The organism is Pseudomonas sp. MRSN 12121 (assembly GCF_000931465.1).
GTDB lineage: Bacteria > Pseudomonadota > Gammaproteobacteria > Pseudomonadales > Pseudomonadaceae > Aquipseudomonas.
The window spans coordinates 6136874-6161244 of the sequence record NZ_CP010892.1 but is presented as its reverse complement, the minus strand read 5'-3'; the positions used below and the strand labels follow the sequence as shown (position 1 = coordinate 6161244).

Genomic DNA, 24371 nt, shown 5'->3' with positions numbered 1-24371 from the left:
TAGAAAATAGGTGCATCCATGCAGATTTCGGTAAATGAGTTCCTGACACCTCGCCATATTGATGTGCAGGTTGTCAGTCCAACCCGCGCCAAGATCACCCTCGAGCCTCTCGAGCGTGGTTTTGGCCACACCCTGGGCAACGCGCTGCGCCGCATCCTGTTGTCCTCAATGCCCGGCTGTGCAGTAGTCGAGGCCGAGATTGACGGTGTGCTCCACGAGTACAGCGCCATCGAAGGTGTACAGGAAGACGTAATTGAAATCCTGTTGAACCTTAAAGGTCTGGCTATCAAGCTGCACGGCCGTGACGAAGTTACGCTGACCTTGTCGAAGAAGGGTTCGGGGGTGGTTACCGCTGCCGATATTCAGCTGGATCATGATGTCGAGATCGTTAACCCCGATCACGTAATCGCTAACCTGGCGTCTAACGGCGCCCTGAACATGAAGCTCGTAGTAGCTCGTGGTCGTGGTTATGAACCGGCAGACTCGCGTCAGAGCGATGAAGACGAAAGCCGCAGCATCGGTCGCTTGCAGCTCGACTCTTCGTTCAGCCCGGTTCGCCGTATCGCATACGTGGTGGAAAACGCCCGTGTCGAGCAGCGTACCAACCTGGACAAGCTGGTTATTGATCTGGAAACCAACGGTACCCTGGATCCTGAAGAGGCTATCCGCCGTGCTGCAACCATCCTGCAACAGCAGTTGGCTGCGTTCGTCGACCTCAAGGGTGACAGTGAGCCTGTGGTAATCGAGCAGGAAGACGAGATCGATCCGATCCTGCTTCGCCCGGTTGACGATCTGGAACTGACTGTACGTTCGGCTAACTGCCTTAAGGCGGAAAACATTTACTACATCGGCGACCTGATTCAGCGTACCGAAGTAGAACTGTTGAAGACTCCGAACCTGGGCAAGAAATCCTTGACCGAAATCAAGGATGTTCTGGCCTCCCGCGGTCTGTCCCTCGGCATGCGCCTCGACAACTGGCCGCCTGCAAGTCTTAAGAAGGACGACAAGGCGACTGCCTGATCGTCGTAATCACCGAACGTTGTGTTTGGTAAGGAATGAACCATGCGTCATCGTAAAAGTGGTCGTCACCTGAGCCGCACCAGCTCGCACCGCAAGGCCATGTTCCAAAACATGGCGGTGTCGCTGTTCGAGCACGAGCTGATCAAAACTACACTGCCGAAAGCCAAAGAACTGCGCCGCGTTGCCGAGCCGCTGATCACTTTGGCCAAGACAGACAGCCTGGCTAACCGCCGTCTGGCTTTCGACCGTACTCGTTCGAAAGCTATCGTTGGTAAGCTCTTCAACGACCTGGGCAAGCGTTACGCTACCCGTGAGGGTGGCTACCTGCGCATCCTCAAGTGCGGTTTCCGCGCTGGCGACAACGCGCCTATGGCGTACGTCGAGTTGGTTGATCGTGCTGTCGGCGGTGAAGCTGTATCCGCTGAGTAAGACGTCAAATACAGAGAACCGGGCCTAGTGCCCGGTTTTTTGTTTTTAGATAATTAGAAAAATTCTATCGATAGCAATCATTTAATGAATTTGATGCTGTCATCTTAATGGTCAATACTCCTCCTCAGCCGATTAGCCGGCAGTTCCAAGACTGACAGAGGAAGATTGAGCATGAGCCAAAACAAGACGCTTACCACCGCCAGTGGCGCTCCAGTCGCCGACAACCAGAATTCCCGTTCTGCTGGTCCTCGTGGCCCGCTGCTGCTCGACGATTTTCACCTGATCGAGAAGCTTGCCCATTTCAACCGTGAGAACATTCCTGAGCGTCGTGTGCACGCCAAGGGATCGGGGGCCTACGGCACCTTTACCGTTACTCGCGATATCACCCAATACACCAGCGCCAAGCTGTTTGAGTCCGTGGGTAAACAGACCCCGACATTCCTGCGTTTCTCGACCGTGGGCGGCGAGCGCGGTTCGGCCGACACCGAGCGCGATCCACGCGGTTTCGCCCTGAAGTTCTATACCGAAGAGGGTAACTGGGACATCGTCGGCAACAACACGCCCGTGTTCTTTATTCGTGACCCGCTGAAGTTTCCGGACTTTATCCACACCCAGAAACGCCTGGCGCAGAGCAACCTGAAAAGCGCACAAGCGATGTGGGACTTCTGGTCGCACTCTCCCGAGGCTCTGCACCAGGTCACCATCCTGTTCTCCGACCGCGGAATTCCGGATGGCTATCGCCACATGCACGGCTTCGGCAGCCACACCTATAGCCTGATCAACGCCAAGGGCGAGCGTCACTGGGTGAAATGGCATTACAAGACCAAGCAAGGCATCAAGAACCTGGCGCCGGCCGAGGCTGCCCGCCTGGCAGGCACCGATCCCGATTACGCGCAGCGGGACCTGTTCAACGCGATTGAGCGTGGCGACTTCCCGAAATGGAAGGTCTGCATCCAGATCATGACCGAGGCTCAGGCAGCCGCTCACTACGAGAACCCCTTCGACGTGACCAAGACCTGGTCTCAAAAAGAGTTTCCGTTGATCGAAGTCGGCGAGCTGGAGTTGAACCGTAACCCACTGAACTATTTCGCCGAAGTCGAACAGGCTGCCTTTGGTCCAAGCAACATGGTCCCAGGCGTTGGCCTGTCGCCAGACCGCATGCTGCAAGGTCGCGTCTTCGCTTACGCCGATGCTCATCGCTATCGCGTAGGTACCAATCACCAGCAGTTGCCGGTCAATGCTCCGCGTAGCCCGGTCAACAGCTACCAGCGCGATGGAGCCATGGCTTTCGGCACTAACGGCGGTGCGGCACCGAACTATGAGCCAAACAGCTATGCCGATGCACCGAAACAGGCGCCCCAGTACGCTGAACCGGCCCTGGCCCTCAGTGGTGCCGCAGACCGTTACGATCACCGCGAGGATACTGACTACTACAGCCATGCAGGTGCGTTGTTCCGTCTGATGAATGACCAGCAGAAAGCCCTGCTGATCGACAACATCGCCGGCGCGATGGCGGGTGTCACTGCGGACGTGGTCCAGCGTCAGCTGCAGCATTTCTTCAAGGCCGACCCGGCTTATGGAGAAGGGATCACGAAGGCGTTGGGCGTACAGCTGAACTAAGTCTAAACGATAAGCAGAACCGCCCTCATTTGGGCGGTTTTTGCGTTTTTTCGGCTACTTTTCTCTGAAAATCTTCACTTTGCTAGCGTTTTTCCAGTGACCTGCAAGTCAGCATGGTTCAAAATACAGGCTTTCAAGCAGGGAGATGTGGGGCGATGCAAGGTCACCCGGACGTAATCGATTACCTCAACACGTTGCTGACGGGAGAACTGGCGGCACGTGACCAATATTTCATCCATTCGCGCATGTATGAGGACTGGGGCTTCAGCAAGCTCTACGAGCGTATCAACCACGAGATGGAAGAAGAGGCGCAACACGCCGATGCGCTGATGCGCCGGATCCTGATGCTCGAGGGGACGCCACGCATGCGCCCTGACGACCTGGATATCGGCACCACCGTGCCGGACATGTTCGCCGCCGATCTGCGCCTGGAGTACAAGGTGCGTGCCGCTCTGTGCAAAGGCATCGAACTCTGCGAGAAGCACAAGGACTATGTCAGCCGCGACATATTGCGTGTGCAGTTGGCGGATACCGAAGAAGACCATACCTACTGGCTGGAAAAGCAGTTGGGCCTGATCAAGTCGATTGGTCTGGAAAACTATCTGCAATCGCAGTTCTGATGTTCTGAACCGGCGATAAAAAGCCCCTGCCATTTCGCGATGGCAGGGGCTTTTTATTGGGCTCAATCCCGGTCGCGGGTCAGCAGCGGCTTGAGGTAGTAGCCGGTATGGGATTGTGGCATTTCCGCCAATTGCTCCGGCGTCCCCACGGCAATGATCTGGCCACCCTTGGAGCCACCTTCCGGCCCCAGGTCCACCAGCCAGTCGGCCGTCTTGATCACGTCCAGGTTGTGCTCGATCACCACCACGGTGTTGCCGTGATCGCGCAGGCGATGCAGGACGTCCAGCAGTTGCTGGATATCGGCGAAATGCAGGCCGGTGGTCGGTTCGTCGAGGATGTAGAGAGTCTTGCCGGTATCGCGCTTGGACAGCTCGCGGGACAGCTTGACCCGTTGCGCCTCACCACCGGACAAGGTCGTCGCCGACTGCCCGAGCTTGATGTAGGAGAGCCCCACGTCCATCAGCGTCTGTAGCTTGCGCGCCAGTGCCGGTACGGCATCGAAGAACTCGCGTGCTTCCTCGATGGTCATTTCCAGGACCTCGTGGATGCTCTTGCCCTTGTATTTGATCTCGAGGGTTTCGCGGTTGTAGCGCTTGCTCTTGCACACATCGCACGGCACGTAGATGTCCGGCAGGAAGTGCATTTCCACCTTGATCAGGCCGTCGCCCTGGCAGGCTTCGCAGCGTCCGCCCTTGACGTTGAAGGAGAAGCGGCCCGGGCCGTAGCCACGCGAACGCGATTCGGGAACCCCGGCAAACAGTTCGCGGATCGGGGTGAACAGCCCGGTGTAGGTCGCCGGGTTGGAGCGCGGCGTGCGACCGATCGGGCTCTGGTCGATATCCACGACCTTGTCCAGGTGCTGCAGGCCGTTGATGCTGTCGTGCGCCGCGGCCTCCAGTGTGGTCGCGCCGTTCAGCGCCGTGGCGCTGAGGGGGAACAGGGTGTTGTTGATCAGCGTCGACTTCCCGGAGCCGGAAACACCGGTCACGCAGGTCAGCAGGCCGATCGGAATCTCCAGGTCGACATTGCGCAGATTGTTGCCGCGAGCGCCCTTGAGGGACAACGAGAGCTTCTTGTTGCGCGGCGTACGCTTGGCCGGCACGGCGATCTTCACCCGCCCGGAGAGATACTTGCCGGTCAGCGAGTCCGGGTGGGACATCACCTCGTCGGGCGTCCCCTCTGCAACGATCTGTCCGCCATGCACGCCAGCGCCCGGGCCGATGTCCACCACATAGTCGGCTAGGCGGATGGCATCTTCGTCGTGTTCGACCACGATCACCGTGTTGCCGATGTCCCGCAGATGTTTCAGGGTGCCCAGCAGGCGGTCGTTGTCGCGTTGGTGCAGGCCGATGGACGGCTCGTCGAGGATGTACATCACCCCCACCAGGCCGGCGCCGATCTGGCTGGCCAGGCGAATGCGCTGGGCTTCACCGCCGGACAGGGTGTCGGCGCTGCGGTCCAGGGTCAGGTAGTCCAGGCCGACATTGACCAGGAACTGCAGGCGCTCGCGGATTTCCTTGAGGATCTTGTCGGCGATCTCGCCGCGGCGCCCGGTCAGCGACAGGGTGCCGAAGTAATCGGTGGCATCGCCTATCGGCAGGCTGGTGACCGCCGGCAGGGTCTTTTCGCCGACCCACACATGGCGTGCCTCGCGGCGCAGGCGGGTGCCACGGCAATCCGGGCATGGCTGGGTGCTGAGAAACTTCGCCAGTTCTTCGCGCACGGTGGCCGACTCGGTTTCCCGGTAGCGGCGTTCCAGGTTCGGCACTATGCCTTCGAACGGGTGGGAGCGCTTGACGATGTCGCCACGGTCGTTGAGGTACTTGAAGTCGACGTTCTGCGTACCGCTGCCGTTGAGGATGACTTTCTGCTGGTCGGCCGGTAGCTGGTTGAACGGTACTTCCAGGCTGAAGCCATAGTGCGAGGCCAACGAGCCGAGCATCTGGAAGTAATAGACATTGCGTCGGTCCCAGCCGCGAATCGCCCCTTCGGCCAGGGTCAGCTCGCCGTTGACCAGGCGCTTGATGTCGAAGAACTGCTTGACCCCGAGGCCGTCGCAGGTCGGGCAGGCGCCGGCCGGGTTGTTGAAGGAGAACAGCTTGGGTTCCAGCTCGCTGATGGCATGGCCGCAGATCGGGCAGGCGAAGCGCGCGGAGAAGATCATTTCCTCGCCGGGCTCATCGTCCATCGGCGCCACCAGGGCAATCCCGTCGGCCAGCTTCAGGGCGGTCTCGAAGGATTCCGCCAGGCGCTGCTGCAGGTCGGCACGCACCTTGAAGCGGTCGACCACCACATCGATCGAATGCTTCTTCTGTTTATCCAGCTTCGGCAGCTCGTCCAGCTCATACAGCTTGCCGTTGACCCGGGCCCGGACGAAGCCCTGGGCGCGCAGTTCCTCGAAGACCGACAGGTGTTCGCCCTTGCGTTCGCGAATCACCGGCGCCAGCAGCATCAACTTGCTGCCTTCCGGCTGGGCCAGCACCAGGTCGACCATCTGGCTGACGGTCTGGGCTTCCAGCGGAATGTCGTGATCCGGGCAGCGCGGCGTACCGACCCGCGCGTAGAGCAGGCGCAGGTAGTCGTAGATCTCGGTGATGGTACCCACGGTGGAGCGCGGGTTGTGCGAGGTGGATTTCTGCTCGATGGAGATCGCCGGCGACAAGCCTTCGATGGTGTCGACGTCGGGCTTTTCCATCATTGAGAGGAACTGGCGGGCGTACGCCGACAGGGACTCGACATAGCGTCGCTGGCCTTCGGCGTACAGCGTGTCGAAGGCCAGCGATGATTTGCCCGACCCGGACAGGCCGGTGATGACGATCAGTTTGTCCCGTGGCAGGGTCAGGTCGATGTTCTTCAGGTTGTGGGTCCGGGCCCCACGAATCAGGATCTTGTCCAAAGTGGCCTCGCTCGGCGGGCGTCGAAAACGTAGGAGTATAAGGGCAAATACTGGATGGATGCACACTATCAAATCGCGACCGGACAGCCGTAGATGAAACCTGCGCGGCAAAGCGTCGCCATATACCCTGTCAATCGATCGGACTGGTAGAATCGCCGCCGGTTCACACGAGGTTTATCCATGCACGATCCCCACAGCGAACGCATGAGTGGTGCCGAGACCCGCGCGGCAAGCGGTCTGGCCCTGGTGTTCGCCTTCCGTATGCTAGGCATGTTCATGGTGTTGCCGGTCCTGGCGACCTATGGAATGGACCTGGCGGGAGCGACCCCGGCCCTGATCGGGCTGGCGATCGGCGCTTACGGCCTGACCCAGGCGATTTTCCAGATTCCCTTCGGGATCATTTCCGACCGTATCGGTCGTCGTCCGGTGATTTACCTGGGGTTGATCGTCTTCGCCCTGGGCAGCGTGCTGGCAGCCAATGCCGATTCGATCTGGGGGGTGATCGCCGGGCGCATCCTGCAAGGGGCCGGAGCGATTTCCGCGGCGGTCATGGCGCTGCTGTCGGACCTGACCCGCGAGCAGCACCGTACCAAGGCCATGGCCATGATCGGCATGACCATCGGCTTGTCTTTCGCTGTGGCGATGGTGGTCGGCCCGCTGCTGACCCGCGGTTTCGGCCTGTCTGGGCTGTTCCTCGCCACCGGTGGCATGGCGTTGCTGGGGATCGTCATCGTCGCCTTCATGGTGCCGCGCTCGACCGGGCCCTTGCAGCACCGCGAGTCCGGCGTCGCGCGCCAGGCCTTGTTGCCGACGCTCAAGCATCCGGACCTGCTGCGCCTGGATCTTGGTATCTTCGTGTTGCACGCCATGCTGATGTCGAGCTTCGTCGCACTGCCGCTGGCGCTGGTGGAAAAAGCCGGCTTGCCCAAGGAACAGCATTGGTGGGTCTACCTCACAGCGCTGTTGATCTCTTTCTTCGCCATGATCCCGTTCATCATCTACGGCGAGAAGAAACGCAAAATGAAACGAGTTCTGCTGGGCGCGGTCAGTACGCTGCTGCTCACCGAGCTATTCTTCTGGGAGTTCGGCGACAGCCTGCAGGCACTGGTGATCGGCACCGTGGTGTTCTTCACCGCGTTCAATCTGCTGGAAGCCTCGCTGCCGTCGCTGATCAGCAAGGTTTCACCGGCCGGTGGCAAGGGCACGGCGATGGGGGTCTACTCCACCAGCCAGTTCCTCGGTTCGGCACTGGGCGGCATTCTCGGCGGCTGGTTGTTCCAGCATGGCGGTTTGTCGGTTGTGTTCCTGGGTTGCGCGGGGTTGGCTGCACTCTGGCTGGCCTTTGCTGTTACCATGCGCGAACCACCTTACGTGACGAGCCTGCGCTTGCCGTTATCGCCCGAGGCGATCCGCGAAGCCGGCCTGGTCGAGCGCCTGAAGGCCGTTGTTGGGGTAACAGATGCCGTGATGGTGGTCGAAGAGGCCGCCGTTTACATCAAATTGGACACCGAATTATTGGATCGCGCGACCCTCGAGCAGCTGGTCAACCCAGCCCGATCGGCGTGCGAAGCCTAGGAGAACGTTATGGCCCGTGGGGTTAACAAAGTCATATTGGTCGGCACTTGCGGCCAGGATCCCGAAGTTCGCTACCTGCCTAACGGTAACGCCGTGACCAACCTGAGTCTGGCCACCAGCGAACAGTGGACCGACAAGCAGACCGGCCAGAAGGTCGAGCGTACCGAATGGCACCGTGTGTCGATGTTCGGCAAGGTTGCGGAAATCGCCGGCGAATACCTGCGCAAGGGTTCGCAGGTCTACATCGAGGGCAAGCTGCAGACCCGCGAGTGGGAAAAAGACGGCATCAAGCGCTACACCACCGAGATCATCGTCGACATGCAGGGCACCATGCAGCTGCTGGGCGGCCGTCCACAGGGCGACCAGGGCCAGGGCATGGGCAACGCCGCACCGCGTCCGCAGCAGTCGCGTCCGCAGCCTTCCCAGGCGCCACAGCGTCCAGCGCCTCAGCAGTCCTCGCCGCAGCCGGCGCAGAACTTCGACGACAGCTTCGATGACGATATTCCGTTCTAAGAGAGCCTTCTCTACAGCGGCATGAAAAAGGCCCGTAGCGTGCGAACGCTACGGGCCTTTTGTTTCATCGCTAGATACGTGTCCGCTGTCACCGGCTGCCCAGGAATTCCTCGGTGGACACCACGCTGGCATAGGCGAACCCCAGGGCCGACATGTACGCGGCATGCACCTGGGCCGCGGGGACCACGATGCCGTTGAACTCCAGGTCCCGGGTGGCACAGGCGTCGTGGATGACCGTCACGTCGTAGCCCAGGTCGGCGGCGGCGCGGGTCACGCCGTCGATGCACATGTGGCTCATGCTGCCGACCACCACCAGTTGCTCGATGCCATGCTCATCGAGAATGGCCTTGAGCTCGGTTTCGCGGAACGAGTTGACGAAGTGCTTGAGCACCACCGGCTCGTCGGCGCGGTTGACGACCTTGGCGTGCAGTTGCGCGCCGCTGGAGCCGGGGGTGAAGAACGGCGCGCTGTCGGAGGTGAATTCGTGGCGGATGTGTACCACCTGCTGGCCGCTGTCACGGAAGGCCTGGATCAGCCGCGCGGCGTTGTCCGCCGCCGCCTCGGCGCCGACCAGGGGCCACTTGCCGTTGGGGAAGTAGTCGTTCTGGATATCGACTACGATGAGCGCTTGCTTGGCCATGGGTGTTTCCTCTGAAGTAGTGGTTGGCTGTGGAGTCCAGTATTGGCTCCGGCAGGCCGCTCGAGGATTGGCCGCACCGACAATAGAAAGGGGAAAACTGACAATGGGTATGGAAAGCGCCGTCGCCGAGCTGGGCGTGCTGATCTATCCCGGTGCGCAGATGGCCGCGGTGCATGGCTTGACCGACTTGTTCGGGGTCGCCAATCGCATCGCCGCCGAGCAACAGAGCGCGCAATTGCCGCTGTTGCGCATCAGCCACTGGCAGGCCCGGGCCGATCAGCCTCCGCTGCGCTGCTACGACAGCCACCCCGGGCCCGACGGCTCGTTGCTGGCGGTGCTGATCCCACCTTCGGTGGCCGGGTTCTCCCAGGCCCAGGCATCGCAGGCGTTGATCCACTGGTTGCGGCAGCAACATGCCAATGGCGCGACCCTGGGCGGGGTATGTGTCGGCTCTATCCTGATGGCCGAAAGCGGCTTGCTCGACGGCCGCAGCGCCACCACTCACTGGACCTCGGCGAAACAGTTCGCCGAGCGCTACCCGCACGTCAGGCTGAACGCCGACAAGCCGATCGTCGACGATGGCGACCTGATCACCACCGCCGGCCTGATGGCCTGGTCCGAACTCGGCTTGCGCCTGGTCGACCGCTTGCTGGGGCCGAGCATCGCCAGCGGCACGGCGCGCTTCCTGGTGATCGAGCACAGCGACAGCGCCAGCCAGTGCGGCAGCAATTTCGCGCCTATCCTCGGGCACGGCGACGCGGCCATTCTCAAGGTCCAGCACTGGCTGCAGGCCAATGGCGCGGTGGAGGTGTCCCTCGCCGGCATGGCGCAGCAGGCCGGGCTCGAGGAGCGTACCTTCCTGCGGCGCTTTCGCGCGGCCACCGGCCTCAAGCCCACCGAGTACTGCCAGCACCTGCGGGTGGGCAAGGCGCGGGAAATGCTCGAGTTCACCAATGGCACCATCGACCATATCGCCTGGACGGTCGGCTACCAGGACCCCGGCGCGTTCCGCGCCATCTTCAAGAAAATCACCGGCCTTGCGCCCAGTGAATATCGCACGCGCTTTGGCGTGAGCCCGCCGGCCCCGGTTGCGCGGGCGGAGCGGAACTGACGCCGGGTCGTGCAAATTGCCGGGCGCTGTCGTCCGATCGTGCAAAATAAAACAGGCCCGATGCCAGCAAGGGCGGCTCGGGCCTGTTGTTCCAGTGGCGTTCCTCCGCTTTCCACCGCCTTGGCGTGATCCCTGCACCCCTGTTTGTACATTCATCACGCCACGGCCGAGGTGGACGCATGACCCCTACGCAACGCAGCAGGCGCGTGGTCGCCCACTCCGTTCATCCACAGGCCTCGCGGCACGTCGTCGAGACCAATCGCGCGCTGGCCCGTTGGCTGGCGCAGATCCTCGGGCTGACATTCGCAGGCAGCCACGATCCGACCCGCCCCGTACCAGACGACATCTATCTGCTGCCCACGCAGACCCTGGTCGGCCCGGCCGCGGCCCGACAGCTGGGCGTCCAGGGGCCGGAGGATTTATGGGGCGGGTACGTCGAGCACGATTTTATCTGCACCAAGGCCATCACCCATGGTCTGTTGAATAAGCACGCCGTGGCGCCCGAGGGCTGGGCGCCGCTGTTCTCCAAGCGGGTTCGCCTGGTGGTGCTGGACGGCTTGAGCGTGTTTTCGCTGGACGATGCTCGTCCGGCGGCCACGCATTTGCTCTACACCGGGCCGATCCGCATGAAGCCGATCCATGCCTGCGCCGGCCGCGGACAACAGGTGATCGACAGCCTGGAGCGTTTCGACGAACTGCTGGCGCAACCCGAGGTGGCCCGGCACTTCAACGAAGGCGTGGTGCTGGAGCAGGATCTGCAGCAAGTGGCCACCCATAGCGTTGGCCAGTCGCTGATCGCCGGTCATCTGATCAGCTACTGCGGCGAGCAGTACCTGACCGAGGACGCCGCGGGCGAGAAGGTCTACGGCGGTTCCGAGCTGCTGGTGGTCCAGGGCGGCTACCGCGAGTTGCTGGCGTTGCCATTGCCACCCGCGGTGCGCCTGGCTGTGCAACAGGCCGAGGTCTTCGATGCCGCCGCCGACGAGGCGTATCCGCGATTCTTCGCCTCGCGGCGCAATTACGACATCGCCCAGGGTCTGGACGCCGAGGGCCGGCAGCGCAGCGGGGTGCTCGAGCAGTCGTGGCGCATGGGCGGCGCCAGCAGCGCCGAACTGGCGGCCCTGCAGGCCTTTGTCGAGCAGCCGGACCTGCCGGCGATTCGCGTGTCCGCGGTGGAAACCTATATCGACCGGCCCCTGCCGGCCGGGGCCATCGAGGTCTATCGCGGGCCGGCGGAAAACAGCGACTTTCTTCTCAAATATGCAACGGTCAAATCCTATGACGGCTAGAAGCGAAAGCATTCAAATCGACATCGATGACGAGCAGATGAGCGGGACCTTCCTCACGCCCCGGTCGAAAGTCCCGGGCGTGCTGTTCGTCCATGGCTGGGGCGGGAGCCAGGAGCGCGACCTGGAGCGGGCGCGGGGGATCGCCGGGCTCGGGTGCGTGTGCCTGACCTTCGACCTGCGCGGCCATGCGAGTCGCGGTATCCCGCTGAACCGCGTGACCCGCGAAGACAACCTGCGCGACCTGCTGGCGGCCTATGACCGCCTGCTGGCCCACCCGGCCCTCGACACCTCGGCGATCGCCGTGGTGGGCACCAGCTACGGCGGTTACCTGGCGAGCATCCTGACCTCGTTGCGGCCCGTGCGCTGGCTGGCGCTGCGGGTTCCGGCGCTGTACCGCGACGAAGCCTGGCACAGCCCCAAGCGCGACCTGGACAAGGCCGACCTGCTGGATTACCGCAGCAGCCTGGTGCGCACGGACAACAATCGTGCGCTGCATGCCTGCGCGGCCTTCACCGGGGATGTGCTGCTGGTGGAGTCGGAGACCGACGATCATGTGCCCCATGCCACGATCATGAGCTACCGCGCGGCCTGCCAGCAGACCCACTCCATGACCCACCGGATCATCGACGGCGCCGACCATGCCTTGAGCGAACCGCTGTCACAGCAGGCCTACACCTCGATCCTCGTGGACTGGATCACGGAAATGGTGGTGGGCGAGCGGTTGAGCATCACTCCGTCGCGCTGAGAGGGGCCCGGGGTGGACGCTCGCGCGTTCATTGCGAGCAAGCTCGCTCTTGCAGGTGACCGCGTCAGTGGTCTTTGCGCGATGTTTTCCGCACCCGCAGCGCCTTGGCCCGGGCCTCCACCAGCAGGTACATCAGCAGTGCGATCAGCAGCGGCAGGAGGAAGTAGATCGCCCGGTAGGCGATCAGCCCGGCCAGCAGGCTGCCCCGGGGCACCTCATGTTGCAGCAGGGCGACGAATACCGCCTCCAATACCCCGAGCCCCGCCGGAATGTGAGTAATGACCCCGGCAATGCTGCTGATCAGCAACACGCCGAGCACCACCGGGTAATCGAGCCTGGCGGGCAGCAGGGTGAAGATCACCGCGGCCATCAGCGACCAGTTGAGCGCGCCCAGGGCCAGTTGCAGCAGCGCCATGCGCAGCGAGGGCAGGTTGATCTCCACCCCGCGTATCGCCCATTCGCGGCGCCGGGAAAACCGGCAGGCCAGCAGGTAGCCCGCACTCAGCGCCAGCAGCAGGACGCCCACGCCCCGCAGCGCACCGCTGCTGAGCTGCCAGCCGGGGGGCAGTTGCATCAGGCCGCTGGCGAATACCGCGCCGGCCAGGACCATATAGCCGAACCAGTTGGTGGCCAGGCTCAGGCCGAGGATCTTGGCGATGTTGGCGGTGCTCACCCCCAGCCTGGAATACAGCCGGTAGCGCATGGCGATGCCGCCGACCCAGGCGCTGAGGTTGAGGTTGAAGGCGTAGCTGATGAAGCCCACCGGCAGGATCTGCCGCCAGCCGAGGTCCTGGCGGATGTAGGTGCGACCGATCAGGTCGAAGCAGGCGTACACCAGGAAGCTGCCCAGGGTCAGGCCCGCGGCGACCAGCAGCGTGCGCACCTTGAAGTCGGCCAGGGTGCCGAGCACTTCGCTCCAGTCGATGCGCCGGGCCAGCAGGGTGAAGAGCACGATCAGCAGCAGGAAGAAGGCGACGGTCAGGGGCTTCTTCAGGCGCTGCCAGCGCGACCGCGAGTGCGCCGTCGCGGGTGTCGAGCCCTGGGCGTCAGTGCGGCTCATGACGTGACTCCGCTTCATCCTCGGCCTGGCCGAAGGGCTGTAGCCGCGGTTTGTGGGCGGGCAGCCAGCCGGCCCAGGCCGGGAAGTGCCGCAGGATGTGGAACACCAGGAAACCCACGGTCAGGCGCCACAGGCGGCCACGGGCGGCCCCCTTGGGCGGCATCGCCTGGCAATGCTCGCGGCTGAGCCAGTCGAGGCGTTCGTACAGCTCGCGGGTGAAGGCGCGGTCGCGGATCAGCACGTTGGCTTCCAGGTTCAGCGACAGGCTCAGCGGATCGAGGTTGCTCGAACCCACGGTGCTCCAGTCGTCGTCCACCAGGGCCACCTTGCCGTGCAGGGGGCGCTTGCAATACTCGTAGATGTGCACGCCGTCCTTGAGCAGGTAGTCGTAGAGCATGCGCGCCGCCAGCCTGGCCACCAGCATGTCCGGCTCGCCCTGCAGGATCAGCCGCACTTCCACGCCCCGGCGCGCGGCGTTGCGGATTTCGCGCAGCAGCCGATAGCCGGGGAAGAAATAGGCGTTGGCGATCACCACCCGCTGCCGGGCGCCGCGCAGCGCCAGGCGGTACACCTCCTCGATATCGTTGCGGTGCTGGCGATTGTCGCGATAGACCAGGCGTACCTGGCCGTCATGCTCGTTCAGGGCGAGTTCCCGGCGGCGCTGGCGGCGGCGTTGCCACCAGTAGCGGGCGCGGGCCGGGCGATCGCCCTGGGCCAGGGCGAAATGGTGGATATCCACCACGGCCGGTCCCTGGATCTCCACCGCATAGTCCTGCTTGGCCTGGGGACCGAAATCCGCCAGGTGGTCGGCGGAAAAATTGATCCCGCCGACAAAGGCAATGCTGCCGTCGACCACCACGATCTTGCGATGCAGGCGGTGGAACCAGTTGGTGCGCACGCCGAAGATCGGCCGCGCCGGGTCGAAGATCTGCAGGCGCACCCCGGCGTTGCTCATGGCGGCCAGGAACGCGGTGCTCAACTCGCCGCTGCCGAAACCGTCGAGGCTGACGGTAACCCGCACCCCGCGCTGCGCGGCGTCGATCAGGAGGCGGTGCAGCTCATGGCCGACCTTGTCTTCGTAGAGGATGAAGGTCTCCAGCAGGATCTCGTCCCGCGCCTGGCGCAGCACCTCGAACACCCGCGGAAAATACGCTTCGCCATTTTCCAGCAGCACCACCCGATTGTTGCTGTGCCAGCCGTAGTCGAGGTCTGCCGGCGACGGCTCGTGGGCCAGACCGGGATCCGCCAGGCTGGCCACGGTGGTTTTTTCCAGGGGCAGTTCGTTCATAGCTCGACCTCGACCGACAGCGGGGCGTGATCGGAGAGATGGGACCAGGGGTGGACCGTCAGCACCTGGGGCCGATGGACTTTCAGGTGGCGCACGTAGATCCGGTCCAGGCGTAGCAGCGGCAGGCGCGCGGGGAAGCTGCGCGCCGGCTTGCCGTGCAGGCTGACAAAGGCTTCGCGCAGGCCGCTCGGGGCCAGCTGGGCATCGGCACGCTGGCGCCAGTCGTTGAAGTCGCCGGCGACGATCAGCGGCGCGTCGACGGGAAGTTCGGCGATCAACTGCAACAACAGGTGCAACTGCTGCTGGCGATGACTTTCGCGCAACCCCAGGTGCACGCAGACCGCATGCACCTGGGGCGCATCGCCGGGCAGGCGCAGCACGCAGTGCAGCAGGCCGCGGCTTTCATGCCCGCCGAGCGAAACGTCGAGATTGTCGTAGGCCACGATCTGGAATTTCGAGAGCAGCGCATTGCCGTGATCGCCCGCCGGGTACACCGCATTGCGGCCATAGGCGAACTGCGGCCAGATGCTGTCGGCGAGGAACTCGTATTGCGGCATGCTCGGCCAGTTTTCATAGCGCTGCGGATGCTGCTCGTGCGAGCCATGCACCTCCTGCAGGAACACCACATCGGCGGCCACGCTGCGCACCGCCTCGCGCAGCTCGGGCAGGATGAAACGCCGATTCAGCGCGGTGAAGCCCTTGTGGGTGTTGACCGTCAGCACGGTGAAGCGGCGCACGCTGGCCTGCTCGGCGACGGGCGACGGGGTATGCGCCGGGGTGTCATGGCTCATGGCAGGACCCCGGCAGCGGCAGGTTCGCCGGGTGTCGTCGGCAGGCTCGTGTCGAGCCCGAAACGCTCCAGCAACTGGCGTGCGTCGTAGGGCGCGCGGACCTTGAGGTCGTTGTCGAAATAGCAGAATACCTCGCGGCTCTTGCGCGCCCTGGCCGAGTGCTGGCTGTCGATCAGATGGGCGTCGGCCGGCTGCTTGCCGGCGTGCCAGGCCTCGATCCGGTCCCCCCAGCGTCGCAGCGCCTGGGGCGTGTAGCCACTGGCGTACAACTCCTTGTCGCCGTGCAGCCGCAGGTAGACGAAATCGCTGCACAGATCCTCGCAATAGGGCCATTTGCCGGCGGTGTCGGCCACCACCAGGGCCACGTTGTGCCGGCGCAGCAACTGCACGAACTCGGCAACGGCAAAGCTCGCGTGGCGGATCTCCACGGCATGGCGCAAGGCTCTTTTGCCGTAGGCCTTGGTGCTGGCCCGGCCGTCCAGGCGCGGTTCGTGCTGGCGGGCGAGGGCGGCTGCCTGTTCGGTATCGCTGGGCAATTGCTCGAGGAAGGCGCCGAACAGCTCGGCGTCGAATTGAAAGCTCGGGGGAAACTGCCAGAGGATCGGCCCGAGCTTGTCCTTGAGCTCCAGCACGCCCGAGGCGAAGAAGTTGGCGAGTGGCTTGTGCACGTCGCGCAACCGCAGGATGTGGGTGATGTAGCGCGGCGCCTTGACGCTGAACACGAAGTCCTTGGGCGTATCGGCATGCCAGTCGGCGTAGCGCTCGGGTGTTTGCAGCGCGTAGAACGAACCGTTGATTTCGATGCTGTTGACCGCGCGCGAGGCGAATTGCAGCTCGCGGTTCTGGGTCAGCCCCTCGGGGTAGAAATCGCCGCGCCAGGGTTTGTAGCGCCAGCCGGAAATACCGATATGAATCGCCGCCATGTCCGCTCCCGTCTGATGGTCTGCGAATCGCTTGTGTCCTTGGATGACTGTGGGGCCGGCGGGAAAGTTTCGATGCGTCTACGGATGGCACGCGCCGCGGCTTCGCGGCGCGGCCGATATGGGTCAGTGGCGAATCAGCCGGGTGCGCAATTCCAGGCTGGCCTGCGGGTCGAGGTCCAGCCAGACGTGCTGTTTGCCGGCGATCTCGGCGGCGGCGGGCAGGCCGTCGCGGTACACCAGGCGGTTGCCGGCCAGCGCCGGGACTTTCTGCCCGGGCAGCAGGGTGCCGGCGAGGTTCAGCGGGTCGACGCCGCACACCGCGACCAGGCTGCCATCCAGCGGGCGCCGGCGCACTTCGCGCAGCAGGGCGACGGCCTCGGGCAGGGCGAACTGCTCGCCGGCCAGGCCGCTGACAAAGCGTCCGCCACGGATCTCGCCACGAGCTTCCAGGCGGTGGAAGGTACGCAGCAGTTCGCGCCAGCTCGGCAGCCAGTCGGCCTCGCGTTCGAGCAGGCGCCAGAACACCACGCCATAACGCCGCAGCAGGGTCATGGCGATATGTTCCAGCGTCGCCTGTTCCAGGCGGCCGGGGCTGCTCGCGGTTGGCGCGCAACGGCGCAGCAGGGCCCAGCGTCCTGCGTCGTCCATGCCTCCGACCAGCGCCCCGCGCCCGCGCCGGCCAGGGCGGGCCTGGCGTTTGCTGGCGGGGGTAATCAGGGCGCGCAGGCCGGCGAAGCTGTCGGCGTTCACCCAGCCTGCGGCCACCAGTTCCTGCAAGGCGATTTCCAGCTCGGTGCGCAACACATGGGCTTCGTGCTGCAGTTCGTCGAAGAACAGGGCGCCATGCTGGCTCAGCGCGGCGTGGACCTTTTGCGCCTTGGGCGACAGCTCGCTGCTGTCCGGCTGCGCGCCCAAGGCGCTCCACAGCGCCACCTGGCTACGCGGCAGCAGCACGATCGGAGTGTTGCGCAGGGTCGCGCCGGCGGTCTTGTGCGGCGCGCTGAGCCGGGTCCAGACCACCTTGCCGTTGCGGCACAGCTCGTCCAGCCAGGTGGCGGAGTAGTCCTTGATCCGCGCCGGCAGCAGGTCGCTGTCCCAGGCGCCTGCCGCGGCGGCATAGCCTTCGAACTGGGCGACGGTCTGCGCCAGCATGGCGCTGCCCTGGCCCTGGGTAGCGCTGGACAGATGCTGCCAGTCGAACAGAAAGCGCATCAGGTCCTGCAACGACACCGGTTCGATTTCCCGGCGCAGGCGCTTGACCGTGTAGCGGTGGATCCGGGCCAGCAGGTGCCGTTCGCACCACTGCTCCCGAGACTCGCCAGGGCTGAAGCGGCCACGCAGCACATAACCCTCGCGCTCCAGTTGCAGCAGGGCCTGGGTGACTTCGCTGGCGCCCAGGCCCAGCGGCGCGGTGATCGCCTCCAGCAGCAGCGGGCCGAAGCCGCTGAGACGGGCGCGGATCAGCTCGACAATGGCCTCGTCCCGCTCCCACGGCTCGTCGAAGCCGGGGGGCGCCTGGAGCGGCGGTTGCAGCGCGGCCTGTGGATAAATCGCCCGCAGGCAGGCCAGGCGTTCGACGGCGCACCAGAGCGCCGGTTGGCCGGCGATCTGCAAACGGCTGGCGCGGCCGCTGTCCGCCAGGGCCTGCAGCCAGCCCGTCCAGGACGGGTTGGCCTCGGCTTCCGGTGCGCCGATGGCAGCCAGGCTCATCAGCGCTTCGTGCATTTCGTCCGGGTTGCCGGGAGCGGGCCAGGCTTCCGCGCGCACCGACTCGATGGCCTCGGCATCCAGGGCGCCGAGGTCGTCGCTCGATTGCGGGTCGCTCCAGCGGCGACTGAGCACGGCCTGGGTACGGCGTTCCTCCAGCGGCGCATCGTCGAGGAAGGTATAGGGACGGGCGCTGAGGATCTCCGCGGCCAGGGGCGAGGGCGCCGGCAGGTCGCGGCTGACCAGGCGCAACTCGCCCCGTTCCATGCGCCGCAACAGGGCCAGCCAGCCTTCGCTGTCCATGGCTTCATGCAGGCAGTCGTCGAGGGTCTGCTCCACCAGCGGGTGCTCGGGAATCTGCCGCTCGCCGGCAAGGTTCTCCAGGCAGGCGATCTGGTCGGGAAACACGCTGGCGATCAGGTCTTCGCTTTTCATCCGCTGGATCTGCGGCGCGACCTTGCGCCCGCCGACAAAGCGCGGCAGCGCCAGCGCCACCCCGGCGTTCCAGCGCCAGCGCACGCCGAACAGCGGCGCATCCAGCAGGGCCTGGACCAGGATGTGCTCGGCGCTGTTGCTGTGCAGGTAACGCCAGACTTCGTCCAGCTCGAAGCTGTGGCTGGTGGACAGCGACAGCACGATGGCGTCCTCGCTGGCGGCGGCCTGCAATTCGAAGTTGAAGGTGCGGCAGAAACGCTTGCGCAGGGCCAGGCCCCAGGCGCGGTTGATCCGGCTGCCGAACGGCGTGTGGATCACCAGTTGGGTGCCGCCGGACTCATCGAAAAAACGCTCCATGATCAGCGTGTCCTGGGACGGCAGCGCACCCAGGGCCTGGCGGGCGCGGGCCAGGTAGTCGACCAGTTGCTCGGCGCTGGCGGCGTCCAGGCCCAGGTGCTCGCCCAGCCAGTCGAGGGCCGGTTGCAACTGTCCGGGCGCGGCGCCCAGCAGTGCGTCGAGCCGGGCCAGCAGGCGCGCCACGGCGAACGACAGCTCGGCGCTGCGCCCCGGGGCCTCGCCGAGCCAGAACGGAATGGTCGGCGGCTGGCCGTGGGCATCCTCGACCCGCACCTTACCGGTTTCCACCCGCAGGATGCGGTACGAGGTATTGCCCAGCTGGAACACGTCGTCGGCGATGCTTTCCACGGCGAAGTCTTCGTTGACGCTGCCGATGTTCAGCGCCTGGGGTTCCAGCAACACAGCATAGTCGGCGTTGTCGGGGATGGTGCCGCCGCTGGTCACCGCAGTCAGCTGGCTGCCGCGCCGGCCGCGCAGGCTGCGGTTGACGGTATCGCGGTGGAGGTAGGCGCTGCGAATGCCCTGGCGCCCGTTGTAGCCCTCGGCAAGCATGCGCAGCAGCGCCTGGAAATGCCCTTCGTCGAGGTCGCTGTAGGGCGAGGCGCGGCGGATCATTTCCAGCAGCGGCTGTTCCTGCCATGGCTGGTTGCTGACTTCGGCGACGATCTGCTGCGCCAGCACATCCAGCGGCGCCCTGGGGATCTGCAGGGTGTCGAGTTCGCCGCGGTGCACGCAGTCGAGCAGGGCGGCGCATTCGAGCAGGTCGTCGCGGGTCAGGGCGAACAGGCGGCCCTTGGGCGTACCGCCGACCTGGTGCCCGGAGCGCCCGACCCTTTGCAGAAACGCCGAGATCGAACGCGGCGAGCCGATCTGACACACCAGGTCGACGTCGCCGATATCGATGCCCAGCTCCAGTGAGGCGGTGGCGATCAGCACCTGCAAGTCGCCGCGCTTGAGCCGCTGCTCGGCGTCCAGGCGGAATTCCTTGGCCAGGCTGCCGTGGTGGGCGGCCACCGCGTCCTTGCCCAGGCGTTCGCTCAGGTGACGGCTCAGGCGTTCGGCCAGGCGCCGGGTGTTGACGAACACCAGGGTGGTGCGGTGTTCCCGCGCCAGGGTGGCGAGACGCTCGTAGACCAGCTCCCAGACATCGTTGGCCATGACCGCCGACAGCGGCACCGGCGGTACTTCGATGGCCAGGTCGCGGGGCCGGGCATGGCCGATGTCGACGATTTCGCAGGGGCGCTGGTGGCCGACGAGAAAACGCGATACCGCTTCGATGGGTTTCTGCGTGGCCGACAGACCAATGCGGGTCAGGGGCTCGTCGCACAGCGCCTGCAGGCGCTCCAGGCTCAAGGCCAGGTGGCTGCCGCGCTTGCTGGCGGCGATGGCGTGGATCTCGTCGACGATCACCGTGCGCGTACTGGCGAGCATCTGCCGGCCCGAACCCGAGCCCAGCAGCACGTACAGCGATTCGGGAGTGGTCACCAGGATGTGCGGCGCGCTCTTGCGCATGGCGCTGCGGTCTTTCTGCGGGGTGTCGCCGGTACGCACCGCGGTGCTGATCCGCAACTGCGGCAGGCCCAGGCGTTCGAGCTGCGCGGTGATGCCGGCCAGCGGGTCCTGCAGGTTGATCTGGATATCGTTGCTCAGGGCCTTGAGCGGCGAGACGTACACCACCAGGGTCTGGTCCGGCAGCGTGCCGCCGTTTTCCAGGCCGCGGTGTACCAGTTCGTCGATCACCGCGAGGAAGGCGGTCAGGGTCTTGCCGGAGCCGGTGGGCGCGGCGATCAGGGTCGAGCGGCGCTGGCGGATCAGCGGCCACGCACGGGCCTGGGCGGCGGTCGCGGCGGGGAAACGGCTGTGGAACCAGGCGCTGACGGCCGGATGGAAGCCCGGCAGGGCGCTGGCGGGGATCTGGGGAAGGTTCATGTGCAACGTTATGCGACCGCCAGGGCCAAGTTGCAAGTCCATCCCGTCGCCGCCATGCCCTGCACTTTCTCAGTGACGATTGCGCGGGAAACCCGCAAAATGCAACGATTCCGAGCACTATTCATGGCCGGGCCCGCGTGCCCGGCCCATTCGAACCCTCGTTCCGAACAGACTGGACCTGCTGACTCTATGCGAATGCGCCTTATGTTACTGGGCGGCGGAAATGCCCTTGGGCAGGCGCTGATTCGCCTCGGGGCGGAGGAGGACATCGGTTTCCTCGCCCCCCGTCCGCCGCAAGACGGCTGGGATGCCGCGAGCCTGACGCAACTGCTCGACGACACCCGTCCGGATGCCTTGATCAACCTTGCCTATTACTTCGACTGGTTCCAGGCGGAGAGCGTCCCGGAGGCGCGCCTGACCGCCCAGGAGCGGGCTGTCGAACGGCTTTCCGAGCTGTGTCAGCATCACGACATCATTCTTGTGCAGCCTTCCAGCTATCGCGTGTTCGATGGCTCGCGCGCTACCGCCTACAGCGAAAAGGACGAACCGGTGCCGCTGGGATTGCGCGGCCAGGCGTTGTGGCGGATCGAGCAGAGCGTGCGCGCCACTTGCCCGCAACATGTGCTGCTGCGCTTCGGCTGGCTACTGGACGACAGCGCCGAGGGCACCCTGGGGCGTTTCCTGGCCCGTGCCGAGCAACCCGACGAGCTGCTGTTGGCCGATGACCGGCGGGGCAACCCGACGCCGGTGGACGATGCCGCCCGGGTGATCATTTCGGTGCTCAAGCAACTCGATTGCGCCGCGCCGCTGTGGGGCACCTACCATTACGCCGGCCATGAGGCGACCACGCCGCTGGCGCTGGGCCAGGCGATCCTCACCGAGGCCCGCAGCCTGCATCCGCTGGCCATCGAGGCGCCGACCGCCCAAGCCCACGCCGCCCGGCCGGATGCCGCGGAAGAACCGCAGCACGCGGTCCTGGCCTGCAAGAAAATTCTGCATACCTTCGGGATCAAGCCCCGCGCCTGGCGCGCAGCGCTCCCGACTCTACTGGATAGGTTTTATCGCCATGGCTGACAGCCCTGTTTTAATCACCGGCGGTGCCGGTTTCATCGGTTCGCACCTGACTGACGCCTTGCTTGCCAAGGGCTACTCGGTGCGGATCCTCGACGATCTGTCCACTGGCAAGCCCAGCAACCTGCCGCTGGACAACCCACGGGTCGAACTGATCGAAGGCGACGTCGCCGATGCGGCCCTGGTGGCCCGGGCGATGAGCGGCTGCCGTGCAGTGGCGCACCTGGCCGCGGTCGCTTCGGTACAGGCCTCGGTAGACGACCCGGTGCGTACTCACCAGAGCAACTTCATCGGCACCCTCAACGTGTGCGAGGCCATGCGCCAGGCCGGTGTCAAGCGCGTGCTGTTCGCTTCTAGCGCGGCGGTCTACGGCAATAATGGCGAAGGGGAGGCGATCGATGAGGACACGCCCAAGGCACCTCTGACGCCTTATGCATCGGACAAGCTGGCCAGCGAGTACTACTTCGATTTCTATCGTCGCCAGCATGGGCTGGAGCCGGCGATCTTCCGTTTCTTCAATATCTTCGGGCCGCGCCAGGATCCGTCCTCGCCGTACTCGGGGGTCATCAGCATCTTTTGCGAGCGGGCACAGAAAGGCCTGCCGATCAGCGTATTCGGCGATGGTGAGCAGACCCGCGACTTTGTGTATGTCGAAGATCTGGTGAAAGTGCTGGTGCAATCCCTGGAGGTGCCGCAACTGGAGGTCGGCGCAGTGAATGTCGGGCTGAACCAGACCACCACCCTCAATCAGTTGCTCGAGGCCCTGGGCCAGGTAGTGGGGGCCTTGCCACCGATCAGCCACGGTCCGGCGCGGGCGGGAGACATCCGCCATTCCCGGGCTGACAACCAGCGCCTGCTGCAGCGTTTCACGTTCCCCGAGCCGACGCCGATGAGTGTCGGGCTGGCACGCTTGCTGGGCCTCTGAGTTTTCCCCGAGCATGAAAAAAGGCGCCTTGCGAGGCGCCTTTTTTTGTCTGGCCGATTTAGAACTTGTAACCCAGGCCGACCATGTAAACCCATGGATCGACGTCCACATCGACCTTGGCCCGGGTGCCACCGGCCACCGCGTTGTTGTTCACGTAGGCGGTGGTGTCGATGTCGACGTAGCGTACCTGGGCGTTGATCATCACGTTGTCGGTCAGCATGTAGTCGGCGCCGACCTGCCAGGCCAGGCCCCAGGAGTTCTTGGCCCGGAAGTTGTCGAAACCGGCGGCGCTGGCGCGGCTGCCGACGTGCTCGTCATAGATCCAGGTGTAGTTGATACCGGCACCGACATAAGGCTGGAACACCGACTTATGGTCGAGCGGGTAGTAGACCACGCTCAGGGTCGGCGGCAGGTGCTTGAGGGTGCCGAGCTTGCCGTTGGCGGCGGCCAGCGAAGTGTCCTTGAGTTTCACGTCATGTTCGAACGGCGTGGCCGCCAGCAGCTCGATACCGACATTGTTGGTCAGCATGTAGGCGAAGTTCAGGCCCAGCTGGGTGTCGCTGCTCATGGTCGCCTTGCCGCCGAGGTTGGCGCCGGCCAGCGGGCCGCGGTCGACCTTGACGTCGCCGCTGTCGGCTTTCGGATTGACGGTGATGGCACCGGCGCGAACGATGATGTCGCCGGCTTCGTGGGCGTGGGCGAGCGGGGCGGCGAGCGCGAGCGCGAACAGGGAGGCGCTGAGCAAGGACTTGTGCATGGGAGCTCCAAAGGACGATTCAAGTTGGCTAGGTCCAATGGTAAGGATCGTCAAGGAGCAGGCGTTGACTCAGCTCAATGAAACCCCGATCAGTGCCCAAGGCATGGAACCGGGGACGCGCCGAATGCTCCAGCAGCGCGGTTTCACTCCTGCAGTTCGTACACGTAGATCTTCTCTGCCTCCATCTGGTAACCCGCGTCGGCAATCTCGCTGGTGGAGGCCTTGACCTGCATCGGCCCTTCGACCCAGTACGGCTGATACAGCTCGTCGAGCTTCACCCCGACTTCGCTCTTCACGTGCACGATCTGGTTCGATGGCGGTGGCGGTACATGGATGCAGGCCCCGAAATACGGCACCAGCAGAAACTCCGTGGTGCGCCCGTCCTCGCTGACTTCCAGCGGCACGATGTAGCCGGGCAGGCGCACCGACAGGCCGTCGAGGCTTTGCACCACCGGCGCGTTGGGCATGTCCTGCTTGGCCGCCGGGGCGGATTCGGCGGCCAGCGCGTCGCTCATTTGCGACAGGTCATGCAGCGGCTTCATGTTCGGCACTTCCGCCGGCGCGTCCGGCGGGATCATTTCCGACCAGGCCAGGTCCCGGGGCTCGGCGGCCCACAGCGGCAGGGCGACCAGCATCAATAGCGCAAGCAGGGCACGGGGCATGCCGGAG

The 24371-nt window shown here is 64.6% G+C and carries 20 protein-coding genes; 11 read left to right on the top strand and 9 right to left on the bottom strand.

The window, feature by feature from the left end:
- The first annotated feature begins 18 nt into the window (after positions 1 to 18).
- From TO66_RS28035 to bfr, 4 genes are all read left to right on the top strand, one after another.
- Complete coding sequence (locus TO66_RS28035; RefSeq protein WP_007924176.1) at positions 19 to 1020, top strand: DNA-directed RNA polymerase subunit alpha; 1002 nt, start codon at positions 19 to 21, stop codon at positions 1018 to 1020.
- A gap of 42 nt (positions 1021 to 1062) precedes the next feature.
- A complete protein-coding gene (gene rplQ, locus TO66_RS28030) occupies positions 1063 to 1449 on the top strand; it encodes a 50S ribosomal protein L17 (RefSeq protein WP_007924175.1) in 387 nt (128 codons plus the stop codon).
- Between the two features lie 171 nt (positions 1450 to 1620).
- The gene (locus tag TO66_RS28025) at positions 1621 to 3069 is read left to right on the top strand and encodes a catalase (RefSeq protein ID WP_044465324.1); all 1449 of its coding nucleotides are present in this window, start codon (positions 1621 to 1623) and stop codon (positions 3067 to 3069) included.
- Positions 3070 to 3224: 155 nt separating this feature from the next.
- Positions 3225 to 3689: a bacterioferritin gene (gene bfr, locus TO66_RS28020; RefSeq protein ID WP_044465323.1), complete on the top strand. Its 465-nt coding sequence runs from the start codon at positions 3225 to 3227 to the stop codon at positions 3687 to 3689.
- A 62-nt stretch (positions 3690 to 3751) separates the two neighbouring features.
- On the opposite strand, the gene uvrA is transcribed toward bfr, so the two are convergent.
- Positions 3752 to 6586 (bottom strand): excinuclease ABC subunit UvrA, encoded by a 2835-nt coding sequence (gene uvrA / locus TO66_RS28015; protein WP_044465322.1) that lies wholly within the window; start codon positions 6584 to 6586, stop codon positions 3752 to 3754.
- 180 nt (positions 6587 to 6766) lie between these two features.
- Here uvrA and TO66_RS28010 point away from each other — a divergent pair, with 180 nt between their 5' ends.
- Both TO66_RS28010 and TO66_RS28005 read left to right on the top strand, forming a co-directional pair.
- Positions 6767 to 8161, top strand: coding sequence for an MFS transporter (locus TO66_RS28010; RefSeq protein ID WP_044465321.1), 1395 nt, complete (start codon positions 6767 to 6769; stop codon positions 8159 to 8161).
- A gap of 9 nt (positions 8162 to 8170) precedes the next feature.
- Positions 8171 to 8674, top strand: coding sequence for a single-stranded DNA-binding protein (locus TO66_RS28005; RefSeq protein ID WP_044465320.1), 504 nt, complete (start codon positions 8171 to 8173; stop codon positions 8672 to 8674).
- Between the two features lie 88 nt (positions 8675 to 8762).
- On the opposite strand, the gene TO66_RS28000 is transcribed toward TO66_RS28005, so the two are convergent.
- Positions 8763 to 9314, bottom strand: coding sequence for a cysteine hydrolase family protein (locus TO66_RS28000; RefSeq protein WP_044465319.1), 552 nt, complete (start codon positions 9312 to 9314; stop codon positions 8763 to 8765).
- Positions 9315 to 9417: 103 nt separating this feature from the next.
- Here TO66_RS28000 and TO66_RS27995 point away from each other — a divergent pair, with 103 nt between their 5' ends.
- The 3 genes from TO66_RS27995 (at position 9418) to TO66_RS27985 (ending at position 12459) form a co-directional block, all read left to right on the top strand.
- Positions 9418 to 10425, top strand: coding sequence for a GlxA family transcriptional regulator (locus TO66_RS27995; protein ID WP_044465318.1), 1008 nt, complete (start codon positions 9418 to 9420; stop codon positions 10423 to 10425).
- A gap of 179 nt (positions 10426 to 10604) precedes the next feature.
- Entirely contained in the window at positions 10605 to 11714 is a 1110-nt protein-coding gene (locus TO66_RS27990) for a DUF3182 family protein (RefSeq protein ID WP_044465317.1), read from the top strand.
- On the top strand, positions 11704 to 12459 hold the full coding sequence (locus TO66_RS27985) for a S9 family peptidase (protein ID WP_044465316.1): 756 nt from the start codon (positions 11704 to 11706) through the stop codon (positions 12457 to 12459). The genes TO66_RS27990 and TO66_RS27985 overlap by 11 nt, the downstream gene beginning before the upstream one ends.
- A 64-nt stretch (positions 12460 to 12523) precedes the next feature.
- On the opposite strand, the gene TO66_RS27980 is transcribed toward TO66_RS27985, so the two are convergent.
- The 5 genes from TO66_RS27980 to TO66_RS27960 all read right to left on the bottom strand — a co-directional run bounded on the left by TO66_RS27980 (position 12524) and on the right by TO66_RS27960 (position 20949).
- Positions 12524 to 13519 carry a lysylphosphatidylglycerol synthase domain-containing protein gene (locus tag TO66_RS27980; protein WP_044465315.1) on the bottom strand — a complete coding sequence of 332 codons (996 nt, stop codon included), beginning with the start codon at positions 13517 to 13519 and terminating at the stop codon, positions 12524 to 12526.
- Complete coding sequence (gene clsB / locus TO66_RS27975) at positions 13506 to 14807, bottom strand: cardiolipin synthase ClsB (protein WP_044465314.1); 1302 nt, start codon at positions 14805 to 14807, stop codon at positions 13506 to 13508. Before clsB ends, TO66_RS27980 begins: the two co-directional genes overlap by 14 nt.
- Positions 14804 to 15598, bottom strand: coding sequence for an endonuclease/exonuclease/phosphatase family protein (locus TO66_RS27970; RefSeq protein ID WP_044465313.1), 795 nt, complete (start codon positions 15596 to 15598; stop codon positions 14804 to 14806). Before TO66_RS27970 ends, clsB begins: the two co-directional genes overlap by 4 nt.
- Positions 15595 to 16521 (bottom strand): DUF72 domain-containing protein, encoded by a 927-nt coding sequence (locus TO66_RS27965; protein WP_044465312.1) that lies wholly within the window; start codon positions 16519 to 16521, stop codon positions 15595 to 15597. Before TO66_RS27965 ends, TO66_RS27970 begins: the two co-directional genes overlap by 4 nt.
- Positions 16522 to 16644: 123 nt before the next feature.
- Entirely contained in the window at positions 16645 to 20949 is a 4305-nt protein-coding gene (locus TO66_RS27960) for a DEAD/DEAH box helicase (protein WP_044465311.1), read from the bottom strand.
- Between the two features lie 189 nt (positions 20950 to 21138).
- On the opposite strand from TO66_RS27960, the gene TO66_RS27955 reads away from it, so the two are divergent.
- Both TO66_RS27955 and TO66_RS27950 read left to right on the top strand, forming a co-directional pair.
- Positions 21139 to 22023 carry a sugar nucleotide-binding protein gene (locus TO66_RS27955; RefSeq protein WP_044465310.1) on the top strand — a complete coding sequence of 295 codons (885 nt, stop codon included), beginning with the start codon at positions 21139 to 21141 and terminating at the stop codon, positions 22021 to 22023.
- Positions 22016 to 22945, top strand: coding sequence for an NAD-dependent epimerase/dehydratase family protein (locus TO66_RS27950; RefSeq protein ID WP_044465309.1), 930 nt, complete (start codon positions 22016 to 22018; stop codon positions 22943 to 22945). Before TO66_RS27955 ends, TO66_RS27950 begins: the two co-directional genes overlap by 8 nt.
- Before the next feature lie 58 nt (positions 22946 to 23003).
- Here TO66_RS27950 and TO66_RS27945 read toward each other — a convergent pair whose 3' ends face one another.
- Both TO66_RS27945 and TO66_RS27940 read right to left on the bottom strand, forming a co-directional pair.
- Positions 23004 to 23702 (bottom strand): OmpW family protein, encoded by a 699-nt coding sequence (locus tag TO66_RS27945; RefSeq protein ID WP_044465308.1) that lies wholly within the window; start codon positions 23700 to 23702, stop codon positions 23004 to 23006.
- A 143-nt stretch (positions 23703 to 23845) separates the two neighbouring features.
- Entirely contained in the window at positions 23846 to 24364 is a 519-nt protein-coding gene (locus TO66_RS27940; protein WP_044465307.1) for a DUF3299 domain-containing protein, read from the bottom strand.
- Positions 24365 to 24371: the final 7 nt, after the last annotated feature.